Raw genomic sequence first — 26557 nt, forward strand, 5'->3', positions numbered from 1 at the left:
CTTTATGGCGTTAAAAACGTGAGGGCTCGCTCTCGAATCCGTATCGTCAAGTGATCGGTTTCGAAATGTTCACCATCGATATCAATGATTTGAGGTTCGTTTAACTCGACTTCAACATGTGAAGCCTGAAAGTGATTCCACTCCGCCGATTTTTGATCAAGACCGAGTTGCTGGGCTAACAATTGACGAATCATCGGAAATCCGATTGCCGAGCTGTGTACCACTTCTAACAGCCCGTCCGAAAACGATTGCGTCTCCAGTTTCGTCGGTACGGTCCCAAGATAGCTCCCGTTTCCTACATATAGAAAACTGACATCCCCTTCATAGAGCATCTCATCCCCACGTCGCAATCGAATTTCGAACGGGTCGGCTTCACGAAATTGGCGGATGGTCGCTAAAAAGTAGCCAATCGAACCTAACGATTCTTTCTCATTCGGATCGATTTGACGTGATGTGTCTGCAATCAATCCGACTCCGACGAAATTGAGGGCATACATCTCATCAACTTGAATGACGTCTACATGCTGTTCATGATGCGACTTGATGACACTTGCCGCTTGTGTTGGTTGAATCGGAAGTTCAAGTGCCCGAGCGAAATCATTGCACGTCCCGGCAGGAATGATGCCGACTGTCGGACGCTCGTCGCGCTCTAAGGTCATCAACCCATTCACTACCTCATTTAGCGTACCATCACCGCCAATGACAATCAGATGGTCGAACGGTTTACTTTCTTTCGCGAATCGAAGCGCATCCCCAATTTCCGATGTTTTCTTGATGATGATTTCTTCATAGAGCGACTCAATCGTTCCGATGACCTCTCCGAGCATCGTTTCGCTCGTGCCGGACTTCGGATTCGAAATAATCAAAGCTCTCATAGTAACCCTTCCTGTTCTAAGAAGTCTTTCGCTACATCGTATGCGCGTTCATTTCCGTACGCGACACGTCGATTCAATTCAGACATCTGTTCGTCTGTGATTTTACCTGCGAGCTGATTGAGCGCATCCTCGATTTCTGGATACTCTTCAAGTGTCTCCTCTTTCATAAGCGGTGCTCCTTGATAAGGCGGGAAGAATTGTCGGTCGTCTTCTAAAACGACGAGGTCGTTCTCGGCGATATCAGGGTCCGTCGCATAAGCGTCGACTAGATTGACATCCCCTCGTGCGATGGCGCGATAGCGCAATTTTTGCTCCATTGAGACGACAGACGGGAAATCAAGCCCGTACTCGTTTTGAAGTCCTGGATAACCGTCTTCACGGTCGGTGAATTCAAGTGTAAACCCGGCTTGAATATCAGACTGTACGTTTCGTAAATCTGAAATAGCCGTAATGTCTTCCGCCTCTGCATAGTCACGTGGAATCGCGAGCGCATACGTATTGTTAAACTGCATCGGTTCGAGCATCACGTATCCGTCTTCTGCCAGTGCCTCTCTCGCTTGTTCGTAAACTTCACCGGCATCGTTTGATTCAGGTGTCTCTTTGACGAGACTCGCCAGTGCCGTACCTGTAAACTCCGGATAAATATCAACGTCTCCAGATTGGAGTGCGCCCCATACGAATGTCGTCTCCCCGAAATTCGGTTTCACAGATACAGTCAAATCTGTTTCTTCTTCAATCAACAACTTATACATATTCATTAGGATTTCCGGCTCTGGACCAAGTTTACCGGCAACGACAAGGTCTGTTTCTTGCGAACGACCGAACGCGAGCGGTGTGACGATGACCAAGGCGAGGACAGTAGAAACAGCAATCAATTTCGCCTTGTTTCGAGTCGCCGTCGCACCTTCCATCTGACGCAACAAGAAGTCAAATAAGAGTGCCAAAATCGCGGCCGGGATGGCCCCGAGTAAAATTAAGTAATTGTCATTCCGGTTAATCCCGAGCAAAATCAGCGTACCGAGTCCACCTGCTCCGACTAAAGCAGCGAGCGTCGCCGTACCGACAATCAGAACCATCGCGGTCCGGATACCAGCCATGATGACCGGTAAAGCAAGCGGGAGTTCAACTTTCATCAAACTTTGATTCGGCTTCATCCCACAAGCTCGAGCGGCTTCAAGCAACGATTTATCCACTTCGTTTAAACCGGTGAACGTGTTTCGTAAAATAGGTAGGAGCGCATATAAGACAAGCGCAATAATAGCAGGTAATGCCCCGATTCCAACGAGCGGAATCATCAAACCAAGTAAGGCAAGCGACGGAATCGTTTGAATAATCGCAGTGACACCAATGGCGGTTTCGGCGATTTTCTTACGGCGCGTCAGCCAGATTCCCAATGGTACGGCAATCAATACGGCAATCAAAAGCGATACGACAGAGAGCTGCAAGTGCTCAATCAGTGCCTCGACAAGCTGTCCTTGTCTATTTTGGAACGTCTCAAGCATCTAGCTCACCTCTTCCACGTTGTGTAAATTCTAAGACGAACGGATCTTCACTCGCCAAGATTTCTTCTGGTGTACCGACTAGCATGAGTTCCCCATCACGCATTAACGCGATGCGATCACCAAGCTTCATCGCTTCTTGCATGTCGTGTGTGACAAACAAGATCGTTTTGCCAAGTTCGTCATTCAAGCGCTTAATATCATCTTGCAATTGACCACGGCTGATCGGATCAAGCGCAGAAAAGGGTTCGTCCATGAGGATGACGTCCGGGTCTGCAGCTAAAGCACGCAACACGCCTACGCGCTGCTGTTGACCTCCTGATAATTCTGCTGGCTTTTTCGAGCGAAGTTTCGGGTCGAGACCGGCAATCTTCATCAATTCGGTCACACGGTCTTTCGTTCGTTCTTTTTTCCATTTCAAAAGCTCAGGTACGACAGAGATATTTTCTTCCACTGTTAAGTGAGGGAATAATGCAATCTGTTGGAGTACATAACCGATGTTTCGACGTAACTCAAAAATATCGAATTGATAGATTTCTTTTCCATCAATTAAAATTTTTCCGTCCGTATGATCGATTAATCGATTGACCATTTTCATCGTCGTTGTCTTGCCACAACCTGAAGGTCCGATCAATACGAAGATTTCTCCTTTATTTACTGTTAAGCTTAATTCTTTGACGGCTAACGTCCCGTCTTCATAACGTTTTGATACATCACGAAACTCAATCAACCTGATCCCTCCTCAACTATTTCCAAAATGGAAATTCAAATAGTAATTTGCCCGTTTCTCTACTTTGTTAAACAAAAAAAGGCTCTCCTAATTGGAGAACCTGATTTTTAGTATAGCGTTACTTCAATATGTCGACGCCCCCATTGGATCGCGTCCTGTTTTGAATCGACGAGTAAATCGACGATATGTCCTTTTATTCTACCACCTGTATCAAGGGCAATCGCATCACCGACACCTTGGATGTGGACTTTTGACCCTAAAGGAATGATGGCTGGGTCGACGGCGATAATTCGCATTCCGTTATAATAAATCGAATCAGTCACATCATGACCCGTGGCCGTTAATACACGACCGCCGTACGCCTTGTTATCCGCAACATCATTTGAATAAGCTGTCGATTCGACTGTAATGACTTTTTTAGATGTAGATACTGGTGTTGCACTGACTGATTGAGTGGCAGAAGCCGACGTTTTTGCAGCTGTTGCCTGTTCCGCTGCTTTTCGCTCTTCCTCCGCTTTTCGTTCTGCTTCAAGTTTCGCCAGTCTTGCTTTCTCTGCTTCTTCTTTTGCTTTCTCTTCCGCAAGACGTTCTGCTTCGATCCGTTTCTCTTCTGCGATGCGTTTTTCTTCAGCAAGTTTCTTTTGTCGGGCGATTTCTTTTTGTCGTTTTTCTTCAATTGCTTGGCGTTCTAGTTCAAGCGGGTTTTGTACGATTTTCTGTTCTGTCCCGATTCCGATCTGTGCAGCATCTGCCTGATCGATGAATGTGAACAACCCCATCATCGTAGCTCCAATGACGATCATATATTTTAATAATTTCATCGTAGTAAGGTCATCACCTTTCTCGTTATGTAACGAACAGATGTTAATTTACCACGAGAAGTCCCGTCAAAGTAGTGATTTTATCGAAGTGAAACATTCCTGACATATGACAAAAAAATCGGTTACAGATTGTAATAATTGAAATAAACGTTGATATTCCATGAGTTCACAAAAAAATTACAGATTCGTTACAATCAATCGTGTAACAAACCTGTAATCTTCCTGTCATGATTAACGCTTATTCATTTGGCTCAATTTCATACGTTCTGAGCATACCCCACGGTGCGACATCAACTTGAACCGTGAACGATTGCTTACCTTTTATCGCATCCATCTCATCTTCCGACACACGATACGAACCCATTTCTTCTATATAAAGAAGACGATCATAGTAGTTTGCCCGAATGCCACCAAAAAACGGTTTCGACTCAATCCGATCGAGGACAGCATATCCATCTTCCCCTTCTTTAAAGGAAACATATACCGTTCCGGTTTCGACATCTTGTCGTCCTTTGAAGGCATCATATTCGAGATAGATGGAATCCCCAAAATAAGGGTCATACGGTTCGAACGAAGACCCTTTAAACGTGTACGTCTCCCCGACCCACGATATGGCATAGACAAGAATCACAAAGACGATGGCAATCAAGACTTGAGCAACCGGGACAAGCCAAACAGAAAATCGTTTCATGTCGTCACATCCCCTCTCGTTCGATTACGCCACCATAGTGCGAGTGACAACGCAAAGACGATTAACGCACCAATCAAGAAGAAGAGTGAGATGTCGAGCCGATCCCACACGTAGATGAAGTAAATTGTCATTTGAACGATTAAGAAATAGATGAAGGCGAAAATTGTCGGTCGTCGTGTCACGTCTTGGCGAATCAAGTAAGCAAGTGCAATCACTTCGATGATGATTGCCAGTAAAACTCCTGAATCTTCAAAGAGTGCAAATGGGATAACTGCCAGCAGACTTACCCACAGAAGATCATTCCGTCTATGAATCAAATAGACGGCAACGAGTGCAACCGACAAGAGTGTCGCTTCAATGACGGAAGGCGGTCTTTGAGAGAGCCAACTCTCTGTCACATTAATTAAATAACCAATTGATAGAACGGCCGCAATGAAGAGATACGTTGCTTGCCAAACTGCTTGTTTTCGATAGAACAAGAGCAATGCATGCAAGATGACGAGTGACCAAAGCGGCCACAGTCTTCCCTCATAATCGATATACTGACCGAAAATATTGAGAAGACCATAAAAGGTCAACCATGCGAACGTGCGATCCAACGATTCATCAACGAAATGGAACCACGCCCATGTGACTATCAGTCCAAAAGCGATTAACGTCAGACCGATCCCTTCGAAACTGTTAGTGACGGCCATAAATGCGGTAATCGCAGAGAGGATGGAGAAGAAAACATGCTCATACAAGACGCGATGAAGTACGGCCATCGCAAAGATGATCCAGAACAATAGAGTCAATTGGCCAGACAGATTATACGTCGTGAAGATGACCGCCATGGTCGCGATAAAGAAAACGAACCCTAGTACACGTAACAGCGTGACATATCTTGGTGTTTTCAAGCGAACCCGCTCGGCAAAGACATAGAATCCAACCATAAAAAGAAGAAACAAACCGATTTTCAAAAGGCCGGGAATCGCTTGCCAGTTGGCTGCGACGAAACTGAATAGGCTAAGAGCCAACAAGATGGATCCGACAATGACCAAAACGGGCGGCTTGTGGTCATGTTGCTCACTAGCCGCCCGTCGTTTATGTTCATAGTCGACTAGTCTTAATCCCGTCGCTTCATCCAATAAACCCGCCTCTTGCCATTCACGTACTTTTTTGTCAATGGACACCTGAATCATCCCTTTCAGAAAAAGGTCAGCTGGCGCGTTCAATCAATTCCAATTCTGATTTTAGTAAAACTTGTTTCTCGAACTCGAGTCCGAGCTGTTGAAACTCTTCCATAATCGAGACGTCACCGATCACAGTATTGGTCAGTACGGCGGTCACTTCAGCGACCCATCCTTCACGAGTCGACTTCACGATATCACCTACGAGGAATTCTTCAGACACACCCATTCACTTCCAATCTAAATTTGTTTCTATCATTATAACGAAATTATAACCGTTTGAATACGTTTTCTTTTATCCGTTTAATAAATTGTGTCAAGAATTTTCCAGTAAGTCCCCAAATGATGTAGTCTTCATGCTCATAAAAAGGTTCTCTCATTTTAATTACCCGTTTTTCGTACGCTTTAGCATTCGCCAATCGATCAAGTGGAATATTTTGATCCGGACTCATCGTCCATTCCATTTCTCCGTGGAATGGATCAATCATGAGTAATGTGGAAATCGGTACGGTAAACAAGTGATCGACCTCATCCGTCCCTTCTACACTTGGTACTTCCGATAGGATTCCGACAAACGGATAAATCAATTGGCGATGCGGCGTAGCAAGCGGTCGCAATTTGCCTACGACCTCTACTTTATCTGCAGAAACCTCTAACTCTTCACAAGTTTCTCGTATTGCTGCTTCAACGGGCGTCTCTCCTTTTTCGAGGCGTCCTCCTGGAAATGATATCTCCCCAGGCTGCTGTCGCATCGTGTGAGCTCGTACTTCAAACACGACGTGCCAATCCTGATCAATCTGAACGAGTGGGATTAACACTGCAGCTGTTTGTTCATAATCTTCATCCATTGTAAAACTATCTCGAATCTGTTCTTCTGTGATCCATGGCTGCACAATGTTCACTCACCTTCCATCATCGAATATCATATACCGTTCTATACCCTACTTTTCGTTTAGTCGCTGCCAATGTCGGAAATATCAATATTAATGATAGGAGTTGATCAGCGTGGACGAACAAGTAGATGTATTGATTGTCGGCGCCGGGCCAACCGGCCTGACGCTCGGACTCACTTTAGCTAGATATGGCGTATCTTTTCAAATCATTGATCGTAAGACGACCCCGTCGGATAATTCACGAGCTATCGGAATCCAGCCGCGGACCATCGAAGTGTTTTCTCGTTTGGATGTTGCTCAAGAAGTGCTAGAACGTGCCCGAACAATTGAACGGGGGAATCTATATTTTTCGGGACAGTGGACAGCAAAACTTGAATTCTCCAAACTCGTGACCCCATATCCGTTCGTGACGTTATTACGTCAAAATGAAACCGAAGACATATTAGAACGTGCTCTACAAAAACATGGTCATGTTGTGAAGCGCGGTGAAACGTTGTCATCCATCACCCAGTACCCATCCCGTACCATCGCACATTTGACCGCTACAGACGGGCGAACTCGTGCTGTTGAAGCGAAATACGTTGTCGCCGCCGATGGAGCCAACAGTTCGGTTCGTCGGATGCTCGCCCTTCCGTTTAGTGGTAAATCGTTCAAAGAGGCTTGGGTGCTAGCCGATTTGAAGGCTGATTGGCCGATATCCCGTGAAGAGGTTCATATCTTTTTCTCGGATCGTGGAGTGCTCGAAGTCTTCCCGCTCACGGATGAAACGATTCGCATCACAGGAAACTTGAGAACGGATGAATCATTCCAAGAATCGGACCTTCAAGAATTGGTGGAACAACGCAGTCATATGCCGGTCCATATTCGCGACGTTGAATGGTTCTCCTTATTCCGCGTGCATAATCGCATGGTCGATACGTTCATTCACAACCGCATCATTCTCATGGGGGATGCGGCACATATTAACTCCCCGGTCGGTGGACAAGGGATGAACACTGGGATTGCAGATGCCTTCAACTTAGGTTGGAAACTATGGTTGCATCTCAAAACTGGCGCTCCCCATCACGTTGTGTCCACTTATCGGGACGAGCGGGAGCACGTAGCCCGTAACGTGCTACAGACGACGAATATCGCTACGGAGATGTTACAGACGACACTTCCGATGCTCTTACCGTTCCAAGCAATCGGTGCCGATGTCTTCACACGTGTCAATCTCATCAACCAAAAAATCACCGAACGGATCTCTCAACTTCATTTGTCGTATCCGAATGCGCTACGATTACCGTTTCGTCGCGTCGCGGAAGGAAAAATTTTTCCGGAGACAGAGATTTTACGAACGGATGACGGATTTCGGACTAAAATATCGGAAATCGCGGACGGACGGTTTCAAGTGCTTGTATTTGACGATGGGAAACGTGATTTGTCATCCATCTATGACTATTTGAACGAGAACCAACCGTTCATTCAAACCATCACCTTATCTAAGACGAGTCGCCCGTTCTTTGATCAAGGGAACGAACTTGCCAAATCTCTCTTTATGAAACGTGGCATACTAGTCATTCGCCCAGACGGTTATTTGTTGCATAAGCAACATCACGTTCGCCTAAAGCCGTTACAGGACAAGTTAGCTGTCTGGCTGCCTTCCTCTTAAACGTGTATAAATGGAGAGCCCCACCGAAATGGTGAAGCTCTCCATGTCATTACTCTTCAACGTTTACATACAAAATCCCTGGTTTCGAGAGCGTCAAATCATAAAACGCTTCAAACGCCTCGATGTCCTCTAGTTTTCGAAAATCGATTTGATCTGTCTCTTCATTTGGAATGGCCACGATGATACCTTCCTCTGTCGATTTGATCATGCCCGTTTGTCCGTTATGAATTCGAATATAGAGTACTTGCTGATTTTCTAGTAGTGAGATTGCCTCTCGTCTCGATTGAATCGGTTTTTTCATTTCATCCCTCTTTTCCATTTCAGTATACCGTTCGCTCCATATTGCTTTCAACTCGCCACACCATTAAACTTGTGTAAAGAAGGGGTTGAAGGCATTGGAAACATTATTGATCATCGCACTCGCCATTTTGTTTGTCATCTTGGTCACGATTCGAACAATTCGCAACTTGAAGTGGGTTCGTTTCGGTGAAGCATTCGGGAAACAAGGTGAAGAACTCTTAGGTGATTATCATTACTTGACCGAGCGGGGCATCACCTGTCGTGTGGAACAAGGACTTCCGACCGGAAAGTTATTAAAACCGCTCGCAAAAAACTTGGACGATCGCGTTGCACTATTCGTACACCGAGATGATGCAGCAAAAGCAAGAGAACTTTTAAAATAAGAAGAAGGCCGAATGATTGGTATTCGGCCTTCTTCTTATTTATGTACTTGTCGCTCAGAACAATAATAGGCGATTTGTTTGACGAGCGGCTCTGTCAACGTCTCAAGGTTCGTTTTACTAATCACCTGATCCACCAGAGCGAATGAATCTCCACAATTCGCCTTAATTCGTTCTAACTTCAATCGTTCCGTTTCCGGGAAGATTAAAAACGAATAGACGGGAATTGCTTGATTACACTCTTTTTTTAATCGTGACCGCACTTGTTTGGTCATCCGTTCTAATTCCGTGACAGGGTGAGGATAAACCTGTTTCCACCCCATCGAGGTCTCGGTTCGACATTCCCGGTTTGTCATATGGACGGAGGCTGGAGTTCGATTTAATTGAATCAAGAATACGCCTTTAGGTCCGACGAGCACGTAATGAACGAGATCATCCCCTAATTTGACTTGTTCAATCATCATCCAATCAAATCGGCATGTTTGTCTGATGTTTTCGACGAGACGATCTGTATAGCAGGTTGGTGCTTTCATCACTTCTTCTTTCACACGAAACAGCTTTTTTGTCTGTTGTTTGACTGGTTGTTTCTCCGTGGCCGTTAACACTTGCAACATAGACTCCACCCCCTATTCATTATTCGCTTGGACCGACTTGCTTTCCAAAGACCGCTTTTTCGAGATTTGAGATACGGCGTAACATGTCATAATTTGACGCAACCGGTTGTGCTGGTTTAACTGGTTCCGACGCAGGCGCAGGTTCCCGTCGCAACGAGTCGTTTTCTTTTTGAAGACGCTCGATTTCTTTCGCCATTTTTTCATAATCGCGAATGACGACATCTAAAAATTGATCGACTTCTTCTTGTGAATAACCACGTAACGCCGTCTTGAATTCTTGTTTATAAATCGCTTCTGCTGTTAATTCCGTTTGCATCATATCACTCCCATTGTTGTTCCCATTGTTTTTCTTCTTCAATGACTCGTAAGTCTTCTTGTGTGATTAGGAAAACTTCCATGTTCGGCTTCCGCCGAGCCCCATCGACTAAAAAGCGGGGACTTCCTTCCGTTTCTTCGTCATACAAGGTGATCAATCCTTCTGCTTTATCTAAAAAGAATGCCGTTTTTGCGCGTAGTTGACTCGGGTCTTCGTATGGACGCTGTGTCAGCGGTTCAAAAAAGTCTGCCTCGAGTTGCAGTTGCACAAATAGTTCTTGTTCGAATGGTTTATAGCGCTCATCCATATTTAAGAATGGAGGAAACACGGCAATTTTAATCGGATAGGTTTCTCTTAACTCTAACAATACTTGTCCAGCCCACAATTCACAACCATTCGTTCCACTTAATATGAACCATTCAGCACCTAATTCGATGACTTCAAGTATCTTTTTCCGATAAGCTTCTTGAATGATTTCAATTCCTGGATGATCCGCTTTGAAAATGCCGAGTTCATGAGGACGATATCCTGTGACGGCTACTACTTTCATGTTTGCTTCCTTTCTAGGCGAGCTCGTCGATGCTCCAATTCAATTTTCTCACGGTCGATAGTTTGACGTAGCACTGTTCGCTTTTGTTCGAGGAGCTTCATGGCTCGCTCCGTGTAATCAATCGCCAAAGCGATGTCTTTTTGTTTATGCTCTGCATACTTGGCGAGTTCGACATACCCTTCAATCGTATGAAGCGACTCAAATAGCGGAATGGCCTCCTCGAATCGTCCAGCTCGTTTTAATATCATCGCTTGCCGCATGATGGAACGCTTCGATGGACTCGAGAGTTGCTCAAACTCCCTCAGCGCTTGATCTTGTTCGCCAAGGTCATGTAACCAGTGAGCACGTTCCTCTCCAAAATCAGTTACCGGGGTCGTAACGAGTTGACTGAGACGTGTATACAAAGAGACAAGGCTTAAACAGTCCGCATGATGGTGTTCGAGGACCGGGAGCAATATTTCAGGATTCCGCTCTTTGACATATTGAAAATAGTGCATCGGCGCCAAGAATCCAGGAAGGTCGTCCGTTCGTTCATGACCGAAGTATGCTTCGACTGCTTTTAATGATACCGATTCAAGCCTCGGTTTTAACAATCGTCTTGCAGCGTGAAGTAAATCGACATGACCCACTGAAGGTAATTGTTTCACCCTGGATTTGACGAATGTATGTCTCGTCTTGATTTGGGGCCAATCAAATGATTTCCCGTTATAGGTAACGAAACGAACCTCATCTCCAATATCCTGCAAGAAATGATAGTAAAAGGCGGTTTCAAACGCCGGATGAGGTAACACGTATTGAATCATTTCAAGGTGTCCTTCTTGAATCCTAGCAAATCCAATCAAAAAGATTGATGTTCCTGAACCGCGTAACCCGGTCGTTTCCGTATCCATGAACAGGACTTGGTCGGGCTCTAAGTCGACGACGAAAAACGGGTGCTCGGTTTGACGCATCATCTTTCTTGCTTCTCCAAACTTGAAGTCGTGATACACCTCGTCGAGCGGATATGTCTTTCGAATCCGGACACACCATTCCCCCTCAAACGTTAAAATCTCGCCCCCATGATCCTTCCACTTTTGTTGCTCCACTTCGTCAGGGCTCGTGACCTTAGCTTTTGGGCCAGGTTCGTTCGTTTTGATTAATCTAGATAGTTTAGCTTTCATATCGTTCCTTTCAATGCTTGCAACTGACGGATGACTTGCTGTTTGAAATCACCGTATCCAATCATGCCGACACAACGGGGGCATCCGCTCTCACATGGACAGTCGGATACCGTCCGTTCTGCCGCTTCAAGCACCATGTCTGCATCTTTATAGAGCGCCTCACTGAGACCGATGCCTCCTGGATACCGGTCGTACAAATAAACGGTCGGCTTACTCGTATGCGTCGACTTCATCTGAATCGTAGTGAATAAATCGAGCGTGTCACACATGAGATAAAGTGGCGCAAGTCGCCTCATCAAATCGCTGACCGCTTCAAGTTGATCTTCGAGGTCCGCCTCCGAATAGGCGAATCGCTCATCTAACGTGAACCATGTAGCTGTCGTATGCAACTCTCGCTCCGGTAGATGAATCGGACCCGACCCTATGTTCTCATGCGTCCCGAATTTTATTTTCTTGAACAAGGTGGCCATCGCGATGACCGATACCTCACCAAACGTCTTCGCTCCGTCTGACTTGTTCTCTTCGAGTACTTTCAGTTCAACTGCTAAATTCGCATCCGTATAGTAGTCAACGTCAACCCGGCGGACATATGCTTTCTTCTCCTCAAAATCGAGTTTTTCGACTTGGTACTGTTCGGCTCCATGCAAATAAATCGCTTCATCATGTAACAACGTCATGGCACTGAACGTGTCCATTTCACCGATAACTTGATGCTTCGCCGTCTGATCGACGATGACGACATTCTCTTGATCACTCGTCCGAAGCGAGATGTCATGGGCCGGGAACGAATCCGTCATCCAATAGTACCTATCGGCCCGTTCGTGTAAGACGTGAGCATCCGTCAAAAACTCTAATATATCTTCCGTGTCGACTGTTCCGAACCGCTCTCCCTTTTGAAACGGCAACTCAAAAGCGGCACATTTGATGTGGTCTACTAGAATAATCAAGTTATTCGGGTCAAGACGTGCCGCTTCCGGTGAGCGATTTAAAATCATGTCCGGCTGTTCGACGACGAGTTGGTCGAGTGATGACGAGGATGCGACAAATACAACGAGTGACTCTGAATGCCGACGACCGGCGCGCCCAGCCTGTTGCCATAACGAAGCGACTGTCCCTGGATATCCATTTAAGACGCATGCTTGAAGTTGACCGATATCGACACCGAGCTCTAACGCGTTTGTCGAAACGACCGCTTTGATTTCCCCGTTCCGCAACCGTCGTTCGATTTCTCGGCGTTCAGATGGAAGATAGCCGCCACGGTAACCGACAATAGACTTTGGTCCGAGCTCCCGCCGTGTTAGTTCCTGCAAATAGGTCAATAGCACCTCGACACGTACGCGCGACCGCGCAAATACAATCGTTTGTATGTTCGCTTCCACGAGCCTCGAGGCGATTCGTTTCGTCTCGAGCGTTGCGCTACGACGAATTCCGAGTGCTTCATTGACGACAGGCGGATTATAGAAGACAAGGTGTTTCTTGCCTTGAGGTGCCCCGTTTCGATCGATTAATACGACTTCTTCTTCCGTCAATAGCTCGGCAAGTTCAAGCGGATTCGCGATGGTCGCCGATGTCATGATCCATTTTGGGTGACTACCATAATAGGCGCAGATTCGTTTTAAACGTCGAAACACGTTCGCCACGTGACTGCCAAACACGCCGCGATACGTATGGAGTTCGTCGACGACGATGTATTCTAAGTTCTCAAATAGACGAATCCATTTCGTATGATGAGGTAAGATGCCGGAATGTAACATATCGGGATTCGTGATAACGATATTGCCCGCATCGCGAACTTTCGTTCGTGCCGCAGGTGATGTGTCGCCATCATAAGTGAAGCATCGCAAATTCCCTTCAAGGGCTTCGATCATCTCCATCAAGTCACTGTTTTGATCTTGCGCGAGTGCTTTTGTCGGGTAAAGATAAAGCGCACGTGCTGTAGGTTTTTCAATCATCTTGGATAGGACGGGTAAGTTATAACACAGTGTTTTTCCTGATGCCGTAGGTGTTACGATGACCGTCGAATGGCCAGCCGCCGTTTGTTTCACAGCCTCGGCTTGATGCGTATACAGCTGTTCAATTCCACGATTCTTAAGTACATTCACCAATTGTTCAGGCACCTGCTCTGGAATTGGGGCATATTGGGCCGGACGTGCATCGACCGTGTGCCAATGACGTACGTGGTTTGAAAAACCAGGATCATCTCTTAATTCTTTTATGATTTCTTCGACAGAGCGAGATTTTCGCATCTAGTCACCTTCTTTCATTACGCATTCGAAGGTGCAAGGTCCGCTACGACTTGTCGGATTTGATGAATCCGTTCATCTCGTACCACTCTCGATACAGCGGGCATCTGAAAGATGGCCATGTCTTTAAATGTAGCAGCGACATGCTCATTTTCTTCTTCGAGACGGAAGAGCGCATCTGAAAACAGACGTTGCGTCGACCGTCCGAACAAGACGATGGTATGTAGTTTCGTACATTTCGAATGAACCGCTAAAAGATGTTTGACGTAGCGTTGCACCGTTTTATAATAATCTTCGTTTGTTGAGATGAGTTGACGGTTGCCACGAAGAAGTTCTGGATAATAGGATTCTTCGCCCGTGAACATGGTCTCGACTCCGATTCGTTTCAAGTAAGCATGTCCGATTGCTTCGGCGACGGTTTGGTCCTGGATGAGACGCCCAAACGGTATGGACTCTTTTAAGAGCACATGTGAAAGCTTTAACCCGAGATGTCCACCGAGAGGCACGCCGAAATCATCGTCTTGCAGTCGATCCATGACAAGTAATACTTTCATCTTGCGTTTTAAAGAGAGTTGAACCATGTGTCACCATCCTGTTCCCTTTCTTTTCATTATAACAAAGTCAAACGAAAAACAGGGCGCACAATGTCGCCCTGCTCTCCTTAGTTATTCCCATTGTTTGAATTATTGTTTCCACGATTCGTGTCTGACGATTCACCATTGGATTGTCCCTCTAACGGAGTTCCTGAATCATCTCCGTCAGTTGGTTCGTCTGTACCTTCGCCAGAACCTTCATCCGTAGCCGGTTCATCAGGAGTTTGTTCGTCGGTGGTATCTTCGCCGTTTCCGTCTCCGTTACCATTCCCGTTCCCGTTATCATTCCCGTTCCCGTTATTTTCGTCTGATGGTTCATCTTCGGAATTCCCCTCATCAGTAGGGTTTTCCTCTTCTTCCGTCGGTTCCTCTTTCGGTTCAATCGAATAGCTCGCTTGTGCCGGTGCCGATTGCTGTTCTCCCGTCAACGGGTTCGACGCATTTGCGACAATAGTAAACGTTGTGTCTCCTTCGGCCAAGTTTGCAATATTCACACTCGTCTCCCCGGTCGTTCCGACGACTTGCTCACTTCCATCGGCTGACTTTTGTGTCACCGTGAACGTGATATCCGTATAACCATCGGCTTGTGCACCATCGAAATCGTATGACCATGAGACAGAACCGGTTTGACCTTCTTCATCGTAGTTAACACTTGCCCCAGTCGGAGCAACCAACTTCTCAGGTTGAAGATCTTTTGGTTTTGTTCCTTTTACATAAAGCTCATTACCAAGTGACAAGACTGAGTCTGGACGTTGGAATCGATCCGGTTGTCCCGTCGCATTCGTCACTTGTTGCATCATATACTCGAAATAGTATTGGGCATAGTCAGGATCGAACGAAGCGACTGTCGAATCTTTCGTTTTTCCCGTCCATACTGAGATCGAGTAATCCGTAGAATAACCAGTAAACCATTTATCTTTCGGATTTGTAGAGTTAGGCTCGTTCGTCGTACCCGTTTTACCTGCTACGTCCCATGGGAATGCGCCAGGTACATAAGTTCCACCTTCAGCACTCACAACATCACGAAGCATGTCTGTCAACATATACGCTGTATAATCTTCCATCGCTTGCTTGGCTTTAATCGGTGAATTAATACTTGAACCATCATTGAATTCAATTTTTTGAATCAAGTGCGGTTTTGTATACATCCCATTCGCACCAAGTGTTGCATAAGCTGCAGCCATCTGTGTCGTGCTCGCTTCTGCCGTACCTAAAGCATTAGATTCGTTGAGTTCATCGCCAGAATATGAAGGTTCGATTCCTACATTTTTAACGAACGATTCGATTGCTTCTTGTCCATACTCATCCCGCACTTCTTGGAAAGCACGAACTGCTGGCGTGTTCGCTGAAATTTTCAAGTATTGGCGCATCGTATTTGGTCCACGGAAACCTGAATAATAGTTATTCGGACTATATGTGCCATCTAATTTAGCGTCAAGCAACACTTTACCTGTCGACCACTGCCCATTTTCAATTCCAGGACCATAATCGAAAAATGGTTTAGCTGTCGATCCGATTTGATACTTCTCATTTGAGTAGTCACGATATGTGGTATCACCTTGCTTCGCCTGTTGACTGTCTACGATAGCGACAATTTCACCGGTCTTTGTATTCAAGACGGTTGCACCCATTCGTAAATCTTCAGGGAAACTACTTGTTTGTAAATTAACATTATTCGATTTAATATCACTGTTGATTTTTGTGTGTAACTCTTTGTTGATTGACGTATAAACTTTCAAACCAGTCCCGTAAATATCTGACTGTTCAAGACCATAGTCCTCTTCTAACTCATTCAATACACGAGAGTAAATCGCACGTGTGAACGCTTCTTCTTCCGTCTCTTCACCTGGTGAGATGACGTCAGCAATGGCAACATCGAGTGCCTCATTGTATTGTTCCTCAGAAATATGTCCGTCACGTTTCATTGCGGACAAGACTTGCTCTTGACGGTAGCGAGTCAACTCCTGATCACCATTGATTGGATCATAGGCACTTGGACGTTGCGGGAGACCTGCGAGAATCGCGGCCTCTTGATAATTGACCTCAGAGACCGGCTTATTGAAGTAACGTTTCGATGCGGTTTGCACACCGTATCCGCCACTACCGTAATAGTTTTTGTTCAAGTACATCTCTAAAATCTGTTCTTTCGTATACTCACGCTCGAGTTTGAGTGCGAGCCATTGTTCTTGAAGCTTACGTTTCAACTTCTTATCTGTCGAAAGGAACGACTGCTTGACCAATTGTTGTGTGATGGTCGATCCACCTTCTGCACCGAAACCCTCTGTCAAGTTGGCAACGACGGCTCCGCCGATTCGACGTAAGTCAATCCCGTTATGCTCATAGAAACGACGGTCTTCAATGGACACGACCGCTTGTTGCATCACTTCAGAGATGTCGTCGATGGAGACATACTCTCGAATCTGACCCGCCCCTTCGAGCGGTTCTCCTTCAGCCGAAAGCAACTGAATCGGATACGTATCGACAAGTTTGTCTTCATCTAGTTCTGGTGCCGTCGCAATGGCATATACCGTATATGCGCCGAATGCGATTACCGCAGCAATAAATAACATGAAACCTAATAAAAAGATGCGTTTCCACATCGGTTTCTTACTTTTCGTCTTTGGTTGTTTCCCAGTTTTTTTGCGTTTATTCGTCGTCGAATCTTGTCGACGTGCGACCCTACTTCGCTCCATTCATGGTTCACTCCTTCTATTCAATCGAGCCATTGATCGAGCACCGTCAAATAATCAATCGACGGCAAGGCTCTCGTCGGAACTTCAATCGCTTCCTTTTCGATAAAGCTGAGCGGAATCGATTTGCGCCCCGTTAACCGTTGTTCCCACCACTGAACAAGTTGCTCGGTGGTCAATACATATTGCGTATTATAGCGACTAAAGCGGATGATGACAAAACAAATCCCTCCATGACGTTCACACTCACGCATGTGGGCGATTTGGTGGTCATGAAAATTGCCGAGCGGAAACGATGTCTTATTATTCGTTTCTTTCGCTTCAAAGTCAATGTACCTACCACGATAAACACCGTTGTAATCGGTCGTAGATGCCTGTTTGAAATAGGCTTCCGTTACTTTGGCGGCACTTCGCTTCGGATAGTCGACTTTGACGATTTGGAGAGGGGTTGGTTTTTTGTGGATGACGGCTCGTTGATGAATCCGATAAAACTCATTCGTTTCATTTAACAGCGTCTCCAAGTTCATTCCGCGATTCGCATAGGTTTGAGAATTCGATGATTGCTTCGAAATTCCTTCCCCCTTTGTTGTCTTTGTCACGTTTGCCTTTTTACCGTTTGGATAATGGAACAATGTCGTCACCCCATACATACATATTAACAGGTCGGTCCACTCGTTCCTTCCGTCTCAGGTCTGATTGTCGACTTCTGTCGGTCGACACTTGTGTGGAATTACCGCAACACATATCGTACCAAACTCCCGTATGTTAAACTAGTATGTAAGCGATTGTGTATCCAAATTGAAAAGCTCTCGTTATGTATGATTCGATTGCTTTTCTATGATAATAGCACTTCTACTGTTTATCCAAGATGACACACCGATAAACCTCATTGATGTCATTCTAAAAAAAATGTGCAATATCTGTGCAATAGATTGACCAAATTATCATTTGGAAATAAAATAGGGTGCTTAAAGACGTTACTGTTAAGCCGTTTTGGAGGGATTGGATGGAAAGTGGAAAGAAGTATGTCATGTTCGTCGACGAAACAGGCACACCGAAGGGAAATACGCAATTTAACTTGACTGGCGTGCTGATGGAATATAAGTACTCAATCGATGCAGACGAGACTGGATTACCGTGTGAATTGAAACGACGTCTTCAGGCGTTCAAACGAGATGTGTTCAAAACGGAGCATATCCCACTTCATTTAAAAGAAATTTTAAAAGCGGAACATCCTTACGGAAAAGAAGATGGGATCACGATTGATATGTTGCGCGACTTTTGGGATAAACTCCCTGAATTTTTGCGAGGAATCGACTGTACAATCGTCAGTGTCGAGGTCGATAAACAAAAGCTTCATGACTTTTATTCGACGCCAAAAGATCCGTATGTCGTCGCATTCGCTCACCTGATGAAGTCATTCTATGCGTTTTTAGAAGAAACAGAGGCAGTAAGTGCCCGTGTCGTCCTAGAATCCCGAGACGATTATCAGAACTTACTGATTCAAAAAGCATTCTTTGATATTTTCAACTCAGGTACCGTTCATTTAGACGTCGAAAAGAGCCGTCAAAAAATTAAAGGCTTCATCTTCTCTGAGAAGCAGAACACGATGTATCAATCTGGCTTAGAAATCGCTGACCTCGTCTGTCTGCCACTTTCTCGCGTTCGTCGTGGCGTGATTGAAGTGAAACCACGGTTCGTCCATTATGGGGACGAGAACCGAATCTTTAAAGCCATTAAGGACAAAATTTACATCCGTAAAGAAAGTCCGGACCAAGATTTCCGAAACTGGGGCTTCAAAAAAGTGCCAATCACGAAAAAACGTCGCGAATGGAGCGACCATCCTTGGAATCATTAAGCAAAAACGCATCGACACATTGCGTGTCGATGCGTTTTTTATGTGGTGACTTTCTGTGACTTCATTCGTTTCTTTCCTTCTCGGCACATATGCAACAGTGGGCATGCCTCACAGCCTGGGCGTTGTGCCTTGCAATGATATCGTCCGAAGAAGATGAATTGATGATGAAGTTGTGACCATTCCTCGCGTGGAAACTTTTTCATTAATGTATCCTCGACTTGTCGAACATTGTCTTTCCAGCGACAAATACCGAGACGCTTGGAAACTCGTTCCACATGTGTGTCAACCGCAAACGCCGGTTCATGGAATGCAACAGAAAGGACGACGTTTGCTGTTTTACGACCGACTCCGGGGAGCGCCTCTAATGATGCTCGGTCAGAAGGGACAATCCCCCCATGCTCGTTCACAATTTTTTCTGAGAGTGCTTTTACATTCTTCGCTTTGTTACGGTACAGACCAATCCGTTTAATCAATGCCTCAATCTCAGACACGTCAGCCGCAGCCATCGCCTCGACAGTCGGAAACGCTTCAAACAATCCTGGTGTCACCTTGTTGACGAGCGCATCCGTCGCTTGTGCGGAGAGCGCGACCGCGACGACCAATTCAAAGGGATTTTGATGCGTCAACTCGCAATGAGCGTCTGGGAACATCTGCTTCATCGTATCTGACACTTCCTGTAATTGTGCTCGCGTCAACATCACTTATTCCTCCGTTGATATTCCACGAGATCCTCGAGCGATTCGACATGATGGTCTTGCCAAACGCGCAGGATTTTGTCCATGTATTTGAAGTTTCGCACGTTTCGAAGTTTCGCTTCACGAAGTGCGGCCATGATGAGTTCTTCGCTGAAGCCATCTTCCGTCATCCAGCCGACAATTTGTTCAATCTCGAACGGGGTGATCGTTCCAAATTCCCGCTCAAACGTATGAATGATATTCTCATTCAGTGTCTGCTGTGGCGCAACTTTCTCTTCCCCTTGTAACGCTTCGAAAAGTGGCAATAGGCTATATCGCTCGCCATCACTTGAAGCGTCAATCGCGATCAACTCTTTTTGCAACAGACCAAGTAGCACTGAGCGCGCCTCATTTTCTGAAACATTCAATCGTTTCCCTAGCTCACTCGGGAGCGGCATGACGATGCCTTCTCCAGTCATTTCTAGAAGATGGACGATCAGACTGAACTCGACGGGTGACAAATCGAGGCGTCTCGCATCGGTGAACAGCTTTCGTGGAATGACGACCGGACTTTGCTCGAATAATTGAATCAATTGATGTGCATCCATGTCGCACTTCCTTTCTAAGACACATTAATCGGGGAAGACACCATGTCCTCCCCGATTAATCGTTAAGGGTGAATTCGGTTTAAAAGACGTGGGAACGGAATCGCTTCACGGATGTGCTCGATTCCACTGATCCATGCGACCGTACGCTCGAGACCAAGTCCGAAACCAGAGTGTGGGACCGAACCGTATTGACGAAGTTCAAGGTACCAATCATACGCATCCGTTTCGTCGAGACCTTCCTTGATGATCTCTTCTTTTAGACGATCGTAGTCGTCCTCACGTTGAGATCCCCCGATGATTTCACCATATCCTTCTGGTGCAATCAAGTCCGCACACAGAACAAGTTCTGGATTATCAGGGTCTACTTTCATGTAGAACGGTTTGATTTCTTTTGGCCAATGCGTGATGAATACCGGCTGATCATGTGCGTTGGCAATCGCCGTCTCGTGCGGTGCACCGAAATCATCACCGTATTCGATGTCGTCGAATCCTTCTGCCTTCAAGAACTTGATGGCATCTTCGTAACGAACACGAGGGAACGGCGCTTGTACTTGTGCCAATTTCTCAAGGTCACGTCCAAGCAGTTCCAGTTCATTTTTACAGTTCGCAAGTGCTGCCTGTGCAATGTATGCGACGTATTGCTCTTGAATCTCAAGGTTCATGTCATGATCGACGAATGCCATCTCCGGCTCAATCATCCAGAACTCAATCAAGTGGCGACGTGTTTTTGATTTCTCCGCACGGAACGTTGGACCGAACGAGAATACTTTTCCGAGGGCCATCGCCGCTGCTTCCATATACAATTGACCCGTCTGAGAAAGGTAGGCTGATTGACCGAAATAATCTGTTTCGAACAATTCTGTCGTCCCTTCCGGAGCACTGCTCGTAAGGATTGGCGGATCGATTTTGACAAATCCTTCTTTGTTGAAGAATTCATATGTCGCACGAATGATTTCGTTACGAACTTTCATAATCGCGTGTTGGCGACGTGAACGGAGCCATAAGTGACGGTTGTCCATCAAGAATTCCGTTCCGTGTTCTTTCGGTGTGATTGGATAATCAATCGATTCCGCAATCACTTCTAAATCTGTCACTTCCAATTCAAATCCGAGTGGTGTACGCCCGCCATCAGATTTGACATTCCCTGTGACCCAAACCGAAGTTTCTTGAGTAATCCCTTTGGCTAACGTAAATAACTCTTCCGCCACGTCAGCTTTTACAACGACTGCTTGAGCAAAACCGCTTCCATCACGTAATTGAAGGAAAGCAATCTTACCACTTGAACGTTTATTGGCAATCCAGGCCCCTACACGGACCGATTGGCCTTCATAATCTTTAAATTGGTTAATCGAAATAGTTGTCATATTCTTTTCCATCCTTTCGCTTATCGAGCGTGCTCCGTAACGAATTCTTCTACTCGATCGAGCGCTTCTAATACGCGTTTTAATTCAGTTGCATAGGATAATCGTACGTAATCGTCTTGTCCGAAGCCCGAACCAGGCACAAGTGCCACGTTTGCTTCTTCAAGAACAGCTTCACACCAAGCATCGACGGTGTCATAGCCACTTTCTGTGGCCGCGACCTTCGCATTGGCATATAAGTAAAATGCACCTTGTGGCTTCAAACAAGTGATGCCAGGGATTTTGACGAGACGGTCGTAGACGATTTCAAGTCGTTCCTCGAACGATTGACGCATCATTTCCACATCTTCTTGTGGTCCATTGTACGCTTCTACCGCAGCCGCTTGTGCGACAGATGTCGGGTTTGATGTCGAGTGTGAGGCCAAGTTCGTCATCGCGCCGATGATTTTTGCATCACCAACGGCATACCCGATTCGCCAACCTGTCATCGCGTGAGATTTCGAGACCCCATTGATGATGATTGTCCGCTCACGCATATTCGGAAGGGTCGCAATCGATACGAACGACGCATCACCGTAAATCAATTTTTCATAAATTTCATCGCTAACGACGAGAAGATTGTGTCGAAGAACGACATCGGCGAGTGCCTGTAGCTCCTCTTTCGTATAAATCATTCCCGTCGGATTAGATGGGCTGTTCAAAATGACGGCCTTTGTACGAGCTGTAATCGCATTCTCGAGTTGCGTTGGCGTCAATTTAAATGACGTCTCTTCATTCGTGTCGACCAAGACAGGTTCCCCGTCCGCTAATTTGATTTGTTCCGGGTAACTGACCCAGTATGGGGCTGGGACAATCACTTCGTCCCCTTCATCTAAAATAGCTTGGAACAGAGCGTATAGGGCATGTTTCGCACCTGAAGCAACCATCACCTCGTTGCGTTCGAACGACAATCCACTATCGCGTTTCGTCTTTTCAATGATGGCATCCTTCAACGCGACTGTCCCGCCAGATGGCGTGTATTTTGTGTCTCCATCTCGAGCGGCTTGACAAGCAGCGTCGATGATTCGTTCTGGTGTGTTGAAATCAGGTTCACCCGCGCCGAGACCAATGACATCTTTACCTGAAGCTTTGAGTGCCTTTGCCTTAGCTGTAATCGCCAAAGTAGTCGATGGCGTGAGTTGCTTTACACGTTTCGCTAATAGATGTTCCATCATAATCCCCCTCTAATTCATTACATTTGATCGGTCAATTGGACCCGTCGAATAAATTCTCCGGTCTGAAGCGTATAGTACGAATACGTATAAGACGCATCCGCTTTCGTGACCACTTCGATGAGTGCCCGTTCGTCAAAACCAACCTTACAGCTGACCAGTTGTCCGCCTGTCTCCTCAACCGACTTCGAACAGACGTCAGTAGCGTCCACTTCACCGATTTCTCGTTGCTCGATCTCCAGCTTTTTATCCAATGGGACAAACCAAATGGACTTCCCGTCTACTTCTGGGAAGACGACATATGCCTCTGTCCCATTGAACAGTTCTCCCTGACCCACTCTCGCGTCTGGAGATTCTTCAGTCAATCGTACCATCGCCGTTTCGACGAGCTTTTCTTTTTGATTCTCTGTATGACCGATGGTGAATCGATACATCACGCTAAAGACAAGGACGACACCAATCAGTGCCGCCAGTAATGAGACGATCCATTTTGCCTTTCTGGTCATTCTGTACGATAGATGGTGAAGACCATCTCTTCCTTCTTCGGATCATTCACTTTCTTCTCAAGTGACAAACCGAACATTAAATCCTGACTCTTTAAGGTCCGATTCAATAAGTCGACAATTTTGTAGACGTCCGCAGTCGGTTCGATGCGCACGCTCGCCAGCGTCTCAATATTCGAGTTCATATTGACTCCTCCTCCAAAAACACTATACGTATCATTATAAAACGATAATATCGTGATGCCTAGCGTTATCTGTCATTTCGTGCCACAGACTTTTCCTTCTCGTCTAAGAACAACTCTAACTCGGATAACGACGTTTCAAGCGTTCCTTCAATCCGGTCAACTTTAGGCAAGCTGTTGATGAACTGTTTGCCGTAACGCGTCGTCTCCACACGCCGGTCGAACACGAAGACGGCACCATAATCCCCTTTCGATCGAATCAATCGACCGACACCTTGTTTGAAGCGAATGACCGCTTGGGGCAAGGATAACTCAAAGAACGGTGATTTCCCCATCGCTTCAATTTTCTCAGAACGAGCTTGCATGATGGGCTGGTCGGGCGGTGCGAAGGGAAGTCTTACAATGACAAGGCATGTCAACGCATCCCCCGGAATATCGACACCTTCCCAAAAGCTAGCTGTTCCAAAGAGAATCGACTGTTCCATCCGTTTGAACTGTTTCGTCAAGCGGCTACGTGAGCCACCGCTCACACCTTGTGCGAGAAGTGTATAAGACGGGTCAAGATGGTCTTTGACTTGTTCATAAGTGAGTCGAAGCAATTCGTTCGATGTGAACAAGACGAGCATCCTTCCTTTCGTCACGTTCGCGATTTGGACAATTGACTGGGCTGTCTGATCGACGAACTGAGGGAGCGGCACTTCATTGATCAACGGGAAGTCCGACGGTACAAACAGTTTGGCCTGTTCTTTGAAGTTGAATGGCGACGGTAAGACGACTCTTCGGACCGGTTCTCCTTCTAATCCGAGGCGTCGTTCCATAAAGCTGAACTTCCCTGAGACCGTCATCGTCGCTGATGTTAAGATTGTCGGTCGCTTCTTAAACAGACGTTCATGCAACAGCGGTCCGATTTCGACCGGTTGGGTGTACACCGAGGTTAATTTCCGATTTCCTAAATTCAGTTCGACCCAGCTGACCGCATCATCGTCACGCGTCAGCATCGTCTCATAGATGACACTCTCGAGTTCGCGCACGTCTCCAATCAACGTTTTTAAGTCACCAAGAAGTGCGCGTTGTTTGAATGTCATATGTTCTTTACGTTCATCGAGCAGTCGATGGAGATGTCGGAGTGACGTCCGCAACGTTCGCAGTTTGTCCTCGAGTCGATTGGCCACTTCTCGAATTGGTCTAAACGTTGCCCCTTCCCGTTCGAAACGAACCGTTTGTCGAGGTTCTTTTTTCTTACCTAACGATTGAAGGGACGTCAGAAGATCTTCGAGTTCTTCTTCGACCCGAGCGAGGGCAGAATCGATCTGTTGACTGAATGCCTCAGCCTCTTCGGTTACTGATGTCAAATCGGCTAACTGGATGATGCGAGAATGGAATTTGCCATCCGCTCCGTAGCCGAACCATTTGAAGAGACGGTCAAATTGAATCGCATCAAATGTCACACCGAAATGATGCGAGGCCACTTCCTCGACTTGATGGGCCTCATCTAATACGAGGGGCGTGTCCGTCGGTAAAATGCCTGCCTGATGCTGTAAATCCGAGAACAGTAAAGCATGATTGGTCACAATCAGGTCCGCTTCTTTCGAGCGCAACACGGCTTTCGTGAAAAAGTCACGGCTATACCATGGGTCGAATCGACCAAAATCATTAGAAGCATCTGCTTGAATCAAACGCTTGAACGAAGCAGGACCTTGTGTCGCAGATCCCGGGAATGAGAGTTCCTCTAAATCCCCGGTCTCGGTTTCTGTGAGCCAGACGAGTACCATCGCTTTACACATCGATGCCAAAAGACCGTCATTTGATTCGTCGAGCACCATCTCGAACTTACGCAAATCGATATAATTGCGTCTCCCTTTCAACAACGTGAATTCGATCTCAGGAAAAATCTGACGAAGAACAGGTAAGTCTCGATTTAACAACTGTTCTTGCAATTGAATGGTATGCGTACTAATGACGACCGGACGTTTCGTCTCGAGGGCATGGTGTGCACTCGGAATCAAGTACGCAAGCGTCTTACCCGTTCCCGTACCCGCCTCGACTAATAATGTTTCCTCATCGTCTAACGCTTTATAGACGTGACGCATCATTTCGAATTGACTCTGTCTCGGTTCAAACTGATCAAACAGTGAAGGGAGCGTCTCTTCGATCGTCCGCAAAAGGAACGGCTCGAACGGTTCACGTTCTGTCGTCGGGACGAAGGCATCCACCGGTCGCCTTAACGCAATTTTGCGGTGGATATCAAAACGTGTTTCGTCGTCTGGACGAATCCCGACCTCAAGGATCATCTCATCGAGTAACGGTTCGATATGACTCGTCCATGACTCAGATAACTCTCGAAGTCGTTTCAGCGTCACCATCGGTAAATCGCGTAAACGATCGAGCATCCGGATGAAGAGCTCGGCTGTCGCCTCTGCGTCACTGAGTGCCCGATGTGCGTCTGTATGTACGAGGTCAAACGTATCCGATAGCGCTTCTAACGCATGGCTCTCTAAAGTCGGATACAAGATACGAGCCAATTCGACAGTATCAATGGCTCTCCCTTGAAACGCAAGATAACCCGCTTGTTCAAGACTCTCATTTAAAAAAGTTAAATCAAATGCGACGTTATGCGCGACAAACACCCGTCCATCTAGCATTTTCCAAATGTCGGGAATCACATCTTCAAATGTAGGTGCGTCACTTACATCTTCGTCACTAATCGTTGTCAATTGCGTAATAAAAGGTGGGATTGGTCGACTCGGTCGAATCAAAGTGCTGTAGCGCTCTATCACTTCACCCTCTTGTACGACGACCGCCGCAAACTCAATCAATTCATCTCCGGACTTAACGGAATGACCCGTAGTCTCTAAATCCACAATCACATACGTGTCCATAACATCCATCCCATCTTTGGCACGCTCGTGCTTTCTGTCTGTCTCATCTTACCATAGAACGAATAACGAAAAAACGGGGATGCCTCTGCCGACATCCCCGAATCCT

Annotated in this window: 26 protein-coding genes and 1 pseudogene; 3 read left to right on the forward strand and 24 right to left on the reverse strand. The window is 46.2% G+C overall.

The window, feature by feature from the left end; all coding sequences use genetic code 11:
* Positions 1-2: 2 nt before the first annotated feature.
* The 8 genes and pseudogenes from KOG47_RS07320 to KOG47_RS07355 form a co-directional block, all read right to left on the reverse strand.
* Complete coding sequence (locus KOG47_RS07320) at positions 3-875, reverse strand: diacylglycerol/lipid kinase family protein (RefSeq protein WP_159562162.1); 873 nt, start codon at positions 873-875, stop codon at positions 3-5.
* Positions 872-2377 carry an ABC transporter permease/substrate-binding protein gene (locus KOG47_RS07325; RefSeq protein WP_214691010.1) on the reverse strand — a complete coding sequence of 502 codons (1506 nt, stop codon included), beginning with the start codon at positions 2375-2377 and terminating at the stop codon, positions 872-874. The genes KOG47_RS07320 and KOG47_RS07325 overlap by 4 nt, the downstream gene beginning before the upstream one ends.
* Positions 2378-2387: 10 nt before the next feature.
* Positions 2388-3104 (reverse strand): annotated as a pseudogene (locus KOG47_RS07330) (ABC transporter ATP-binding protein); the annotation flags it as partial.
* Positions 3105-3211: 107 nt separating this feature from the next.
* On the reverse strand, positions 3212-3925 hold the full coding sequence (locus KOG47_RS07335; protein WP_230872804.1) for a 3D domain-containing protein: 714 nt from the start codon (positions 3923-3925) through the stop codon (positions 3212-3214).
* Between the two features lie 238 nt (positions 3926-4163).
* Complete coding sequence (locus tag KOG47_RS07340) at positions 4164-4616, reverse strand: GDYXXLXY domain-containing protein (RefSeq protein WP_159562160.1); 453 nt, start codon at positions 4614-4616, stop codon at positions 4164-4166.
* Entirely contained in the window at positions 4613-5797 is a 1185-nt protein-coding gene (locus tag KOG47_RS07345; RefSeq protein WP_251131853.1) for a DUF2157 domain-containing protein, read from the reverse strand. Before KOG47_RS07345 ends, KOG47_RS07340 begins: the two co-directional genes overlap by 4 nt.
* Positions 5798-5813: 16 nt before the next feature.
* The gene (locus tag KOG47_RS07350) at positions 5814-6014 is read right to left on the reverse strand and encodes a DUF2187 family protein (RefSeq protein ID WP_012726121.1); all 201 of its coding nucleotides are present in this window, start codon (positions 6012-6014) and stop codon (positions 5814-5816) included.
* Between the two features lie 40 nt (positions 6015-6054).
* Positions 6055-6678, reverse strand: a complete 624-nt coding sequence (locus KOG47_RS07355) for an NUDIX hydrolase (protein WP_260563706.1) — start codon at positions 6676-6678, stop codon at positions 6055-6057.
* Positions 6679-6790: 112 nt separating this feature from the next.
* Between KOG47_RS07355 and KOG47_RS07360 the strand changes: the two genes are divergently transcribed.
* The gene (locus tag KOG47_RS07360) at positions 6791-8329 is read left to right on the forward strand and encodes an FAD-dependent monooxygenase (RefSeq protein WP_196430589.1); all 1539 of its coding nucleotides are present in this window, start codon (positions 6791-6793) and stop codon (positions 8327-8329) included.
* A 49-nt stretch (positions 8330-8378) separates the two neighbouring features.
* Here KOG47_RS07360 and KOG47_RS07365 read toward each other — a convergent pair whose 3' ends face one another.
* Positions 8379-8630, reverse strand: a complete 252-nt coding sequence (locus KOG47_RS07365; RefSeq protein ID WP_074037156.1) for a hypothetical protein — start codon at positions 8628-8630, stop codon at positions 8379-8381.
* Positions 8631-8724: 94 nt separating this feature from the next.
* Between KOG47_RS07365 and KOG47_RS07370 the strand changes: the two genes are divergently transcribed.
* On the forward strand, positions 8725-9012 hold the full coding sequence (locus KOG47_RS07370; RefSeq protein ID WP_074037157.1) for a hypothetical protein: 288 nt from the start codon (positions 8725-8727) through the stop codon (positions 9010-9012).
* Between the two features lie 35 nt (positions 9013-9047).
* Here KOG47_RS07370 and KOG47_RS07375 read toward each other — a convergent pair whose 3' ends face one another.
* From KOG47_RS07375 to recU, 8 genes are all read right to left on the reverse strand, one after another.
* On the reverse strand, positions 9048-9623 hold the full coding sequence (locus KOG47_RS07375; protein WP_214691015.1) for an NERD domain-containing protein: 576 nt from the start codon (positions 9621-9623) through the stop codon (positions 9048-9050).
* A 19-nt stretch (positions 9624-9642) separates the two neighbouring features.
* Positions 9643-9939: a cell division regulator GpsB gene (gene gpsB, locus KOG47_RS07380; protein WP_084543127.1), complete on the reverse strand. Its 297-nt coding sequence runs from the start codon at positions 9937-9939 to the stop codon at positions 9643-9645.
* Positions 9940-9943: 4 nt separating this feature from the next.
* Positions 9944-10489 carry an SLOG family protein gene (locus KOG47_RS07385; RefSeq protein WP_214691016.1) on the reverse strand — a complete coding sequence of 182 codons (546 nt, stop codon included), beginning with the start codon at positions 10487-10489 and terminating at the stop codon, positions 9944-9946.
* Positions 10486-11649: a ribonuclease H-like domain-containing protein gene (locus KOG47_RS07390; protein ID WP_214691017.1), complete on the reverse strand. Its 1164-nt coding sequence runs from the start codon at positions 11647-11649 to the stop codon at positions 10486-10488. The genes KOG47_RS07385 and KOG47_RS07390 overlap by 4 nt, the downstream gene beginning before the upstream one ends.
* Positions 11646-13895, reverse strand: a complete 2250-nt coding sequence (locus tag KOG47_RS07395; RefSeq protein WP_214691018.1) for a DEAD/DEAH box helicase — start codon at positions 13893-13895, stop codon at positions 11646-11648. Before KOG47_RS07395 ends, KOG47_RS07390 begins: the two co-directional genes overlap by 4 nt.
* 17 nt (positions 13896-13912) lie before the next feature.
* A complete protein-coding gene (locus KOG47_RS07400) occupies positions 13913-14473 on the reverse strand; it encodes a hypothetical protein (protein ID WP_159562151.1) in 561 nt (186 codons plus the stop codon).
* An 80-nt stretch (positions 14474-14553) separates the two neighbouring features.
* Positions 14554-17178 carry a transglycosylase domain-containing protein gene (locus KOG47_RS07405; protein WP_214691019.1) on the reverse strand — a complete coding sequence of 875 codons (2625 nt, stop codon included), beginning with the start codon at positions 17176-17178 and terminating at the stop codon, positions 14554-14556.
* Positions 17179-17198: 20 nt separating this feature from the next.
* Complete coding sequence (gene recU / locus KOG47_RS07410) at positions 17199-17825, reverse strand: Holliday junction resolvase RecU (RefSeq protein WP_015881499.1); 627 nt, start codon at positions 17823-17825, stop codon at positions 17199-17201.
* 356 nt (positions 17826-18181) lie between these two features.
* Between recU and KOG47_RS07415 the strand changes: the two genes are divergently transcribed.
* On the forward strand, positions 18182-19033 hold the full coding sequence (locus KOG47_RS07415; RefSeq protein WP_035387865.1) for a DUF3800 domain-containing protein: 852 nt from the start codon (positions 18182-18184) through the stop codon (positions 19031-19033).
* Positions 19034-19071: 38 nt separating this feature from the next.
* Here KOG47_RS07415 and nth read toward each other — a convergent pair whose 3' ends face one another.
* The 7 genes from nth to dinG all read right to left on the reverse strand — a co-directional run bounded on the left by nth (position 19072) and on the right by dinG (position 26451).
* A complete protein-coding gene (nth, locus tag KOG47_RS07420) occupies positions 19072-19731 on the reverse strand; it encodes an endonuclease III (protein WP_074037165.1) in 660 nt (219 codons plus the stop codon).
* Positions 19731-20315, reverse strand: coding sequence for a DnaD domain-containing protein (locus tag KOG47_RS07425; RefSeq protein WP_215244024.1), 585 nt, complete (start codon positions 20313-20315; stop codon positions 19731-19733). The genes nth and KOG47_RS07425 overlap by 1 nt, the downstream gene beginning before the upstream one ends.
* Positions 20316-20377: 62 nt before the next feature.
* A complete protein-coding gene (asnS, locus tag KOG47_RS07430) occupies positions 20378-21679 on the reverse strand; it encodes an asparagine--tRNA ligase (RefSeq protein WP_215244025.1) in 1302 nt (433 codons plus the stop codon).
* A 20-nt stretch (positions 21680-21699) separates the two neighbouring features.
* A complete protein-coding gene (locus tag KOG47_RS07435; protein ID WP_074037167.1) occupies positions 21700-22887 on the reverse strand; it encodes a pyridoxal phosphate-dependent aminotransferase in 1188 nt (395 codons plus the stop codon).
* Between the two features lie 20 nt (positions 22888-22907).
* The gene (locus KOG47_RS07440; protein ID WP_074037168.1) at positions 22908-23393 is read right to left on the reverse strand and encodes a hypothetical protein; all 486 of its coding nucleotides are present in this window, start codon (positions 23391-23393) and stop codon (positions 22908-22910) included.
* Positions 23390-23575 carry a YpmA family protein gene (locus KOG47_RS07445; protein ID WP_015881492.1) on the reverse strand — a complete coding sequence of 62 codons (186 nt, stop codon included), beginning with the start codon at positions 23573-23575 and terminating at the stop codon, positions 23390-23392. The genes KOG47_RS07440 and KOG47_RS07445 overlap by 4 nt, the downstream gene beginning before the upstream one ends.
* A gap of 65 nt (positions 23576-23640) precedes the next feature.
* Positions 23641-26451, reverse strand: coding sequence for an ATP-dependent DNA helicase DinG (dinG, locus tag KOG47_RS07450; protein WP_215244026.1), 2811 nt, complete (start codon positions 26449-26451; stop codon positions 23641-23643).
* Between the last annotated feature and the right edge of the window lie 106 nt (positions 26452-26557).

This window comes from Exiguobacterium sp. s121 (assembly GCF_018617245.1).
GTDB classification, from domain to species: domain Bacteria; phylum Bacillota; class Bacilli; order Exiguobacteriales; family Exiguobacteriaceae; genus Exiguobacterium; species Exiguobacterium profundum.

What these genes read in the sequence shown, in the direction of transcription:
- KOG47_RS07325 (WP_214691010.1), bottom strand. Translation starts at nt 2,377, where the DNA reads ATGCTTGAGACGTTCCAAAATAGACAAGGACAGCTTGTCGAGGCACTG.
- KOG47_RS07385 (WP_214691016.1), bottom strand. Translation starts at nt 10,489, where the DNA reads ATGAAAGTAGTAGCCGTCACAGGATATCGTCCTCATGAACTCGGCATT.
- KOG47_RS07445 (WP_015881492.1), bottom strand. Translation starts at nt 23,575, where the DNA reads ATGAACTCGAATATTGAGACGCTGGCGAGCGTGCGCATCGAACCGACT.
- KOG47_RS07340 (WP_159562160.1), bottom strand. Translation starts at nt 4,616, where the DNA reads ATGAAACGATTTTCTGTTTGGCTTGTCCCGGTTGCTCAAGTCTTGATT.
- gpsB (WP_084543127.1), bottom strand. Translation starts at nt 9,939, where the DNA reads ATGCAAACGGAATTAACAGCAGAAGCGATTTATAAACAAGAATTCAAG.
- dinG (WP_215244026.1), bottom strand. Translation starts at nt 26,451, where the DNA reads ATGGACACGTATGTGATTGTGGATTTAGAGACTACGGGTCATTCCGTT.
- KOG47_RS07415 (WP_035387865.1), top strand. Translation starts at nt 18,182, where the DNA reads ATGGAAAGTGGAAAGAAGTATGTCATGTTCGTCGACGAAACAGGCACA.
- KOG47_RS07365 (WP_074037156.1), bottom strand. Translation starts at nt 8,630, where the DNA reads ATGAAAAAACCGATTCAATCGAGACGAGAGGCAATCTCACTACTAGAA.
- KOG47_RS07345 (WP_251131853.1), bottom strand. Translation starts at nt 5,797, where the DNA reads ATGATTCAGGTGTCCATTGACAAAAAAGTACGTGAATGGCAAGAGGCG.
- KOG47_RS07405 (WP_214691019.1), bottom strand. Translation starts at nt 17,178, where the DNA reads ATGGAGCGAAGTAGGGTCGCACGTCGACAAGATTCGACGACGAATAAA.
- KOG47_RS07435 (WP_074037167.1), bottom strand. Translation starts at nt 22,887, where the DNA reads ATGGAACATCTATTAGCGAAACGTGTAAAGCAACTCACGCCATCGACT.
- KOG47_RS07320 (WP_159562162.1), bottom strand. Translation starts at nt 875, where the DNA reads ATGAGAGCTTTGATTATTTCGAATCCGAAGTCCGGCACGAGCGAAACG.
- KOG47_RS07390 (WP_214691017.1), bottom strand. Translation starts at nt 11,649, where the DNA reads ATGAAAGCTAAACTATCTAGATTAATCAAAACGAACGAACCTGGCCCA.
- nth (WP_074037165.1), bottom strand. Translation starts at nt 19,731, where the DNA reads ATGTTGACGCGAGCACAATTACAGGAAGTGTCAGATACGATGAAGCAG.
- recU (WP_015881499.1), bottom strand. Translation starts at nt 17,825, where the DNA reads ATGTATGGGGTGACGACATTGTTCCATTATCCAAACGGTAAAAAGGCA.
- KOG47_RS07440 (WP_074037168.1), bottom strand. Translation starts at nt 23,393, where the DNA reads ATGACCAGAAAGGCAAAATGGATCGTCTCATTACTGGCGGCACTGATT.
- KOG47_RS07425 (WP_215244024.1), bottom strand. Translation starts at nt 20,315, where the DNA reads ATGGATGCACATCAATTGATTCAATTATTCGAGCAAAGTCCGGTCGTC.
- KOG47_RS07375 (WP_214691015.1), bottom strand. Translation starts at nt 9,623, where the DNA reads ATGTTGCAAGTGTTAACGGCCACGGAGAAACAACCAGTCAAACAACAG.
- KOG47_RS07395 (WP_214691018.1), bottom strand. Translation starts at nt 13,895, where the DNA reads ATGCGAAAATCTCGCTCTGTCGAAGAAATCATAAAAGAATTAAGAGAT.
- asnS (WP_215244025.1), bottom strand. Translation starts at nt 21,679, where the DNA reads ATGACAACTATTTCGATTAACCAATTTAAAGATTATGAAGGCCAATCG.
- KOG47_RS07400 (WP_159562151.1), bottom strand. Translation starts at nt 14,473, where the DNA reads ATGGTTCAACTCTCTTTAAAACGCAAGATGAAAGTATTACTTGTCATG.
- KOG47_RS07350 (WP_012726121.1), bottom strand. Translation starts at nt 6,014, where the DNA reads ATGGGTGTGTCTGAAGAATTCCTCGTAGGTGATATCGTGAAGTCGACT.
- KOG47_RS07335 (WP_230872804.1), bottom strand. Translation starts at nt 3,925, where the DNA reads ATGAAATTATTAAAATATATGATCGTCATTGGAGCTACGATGATGGGG.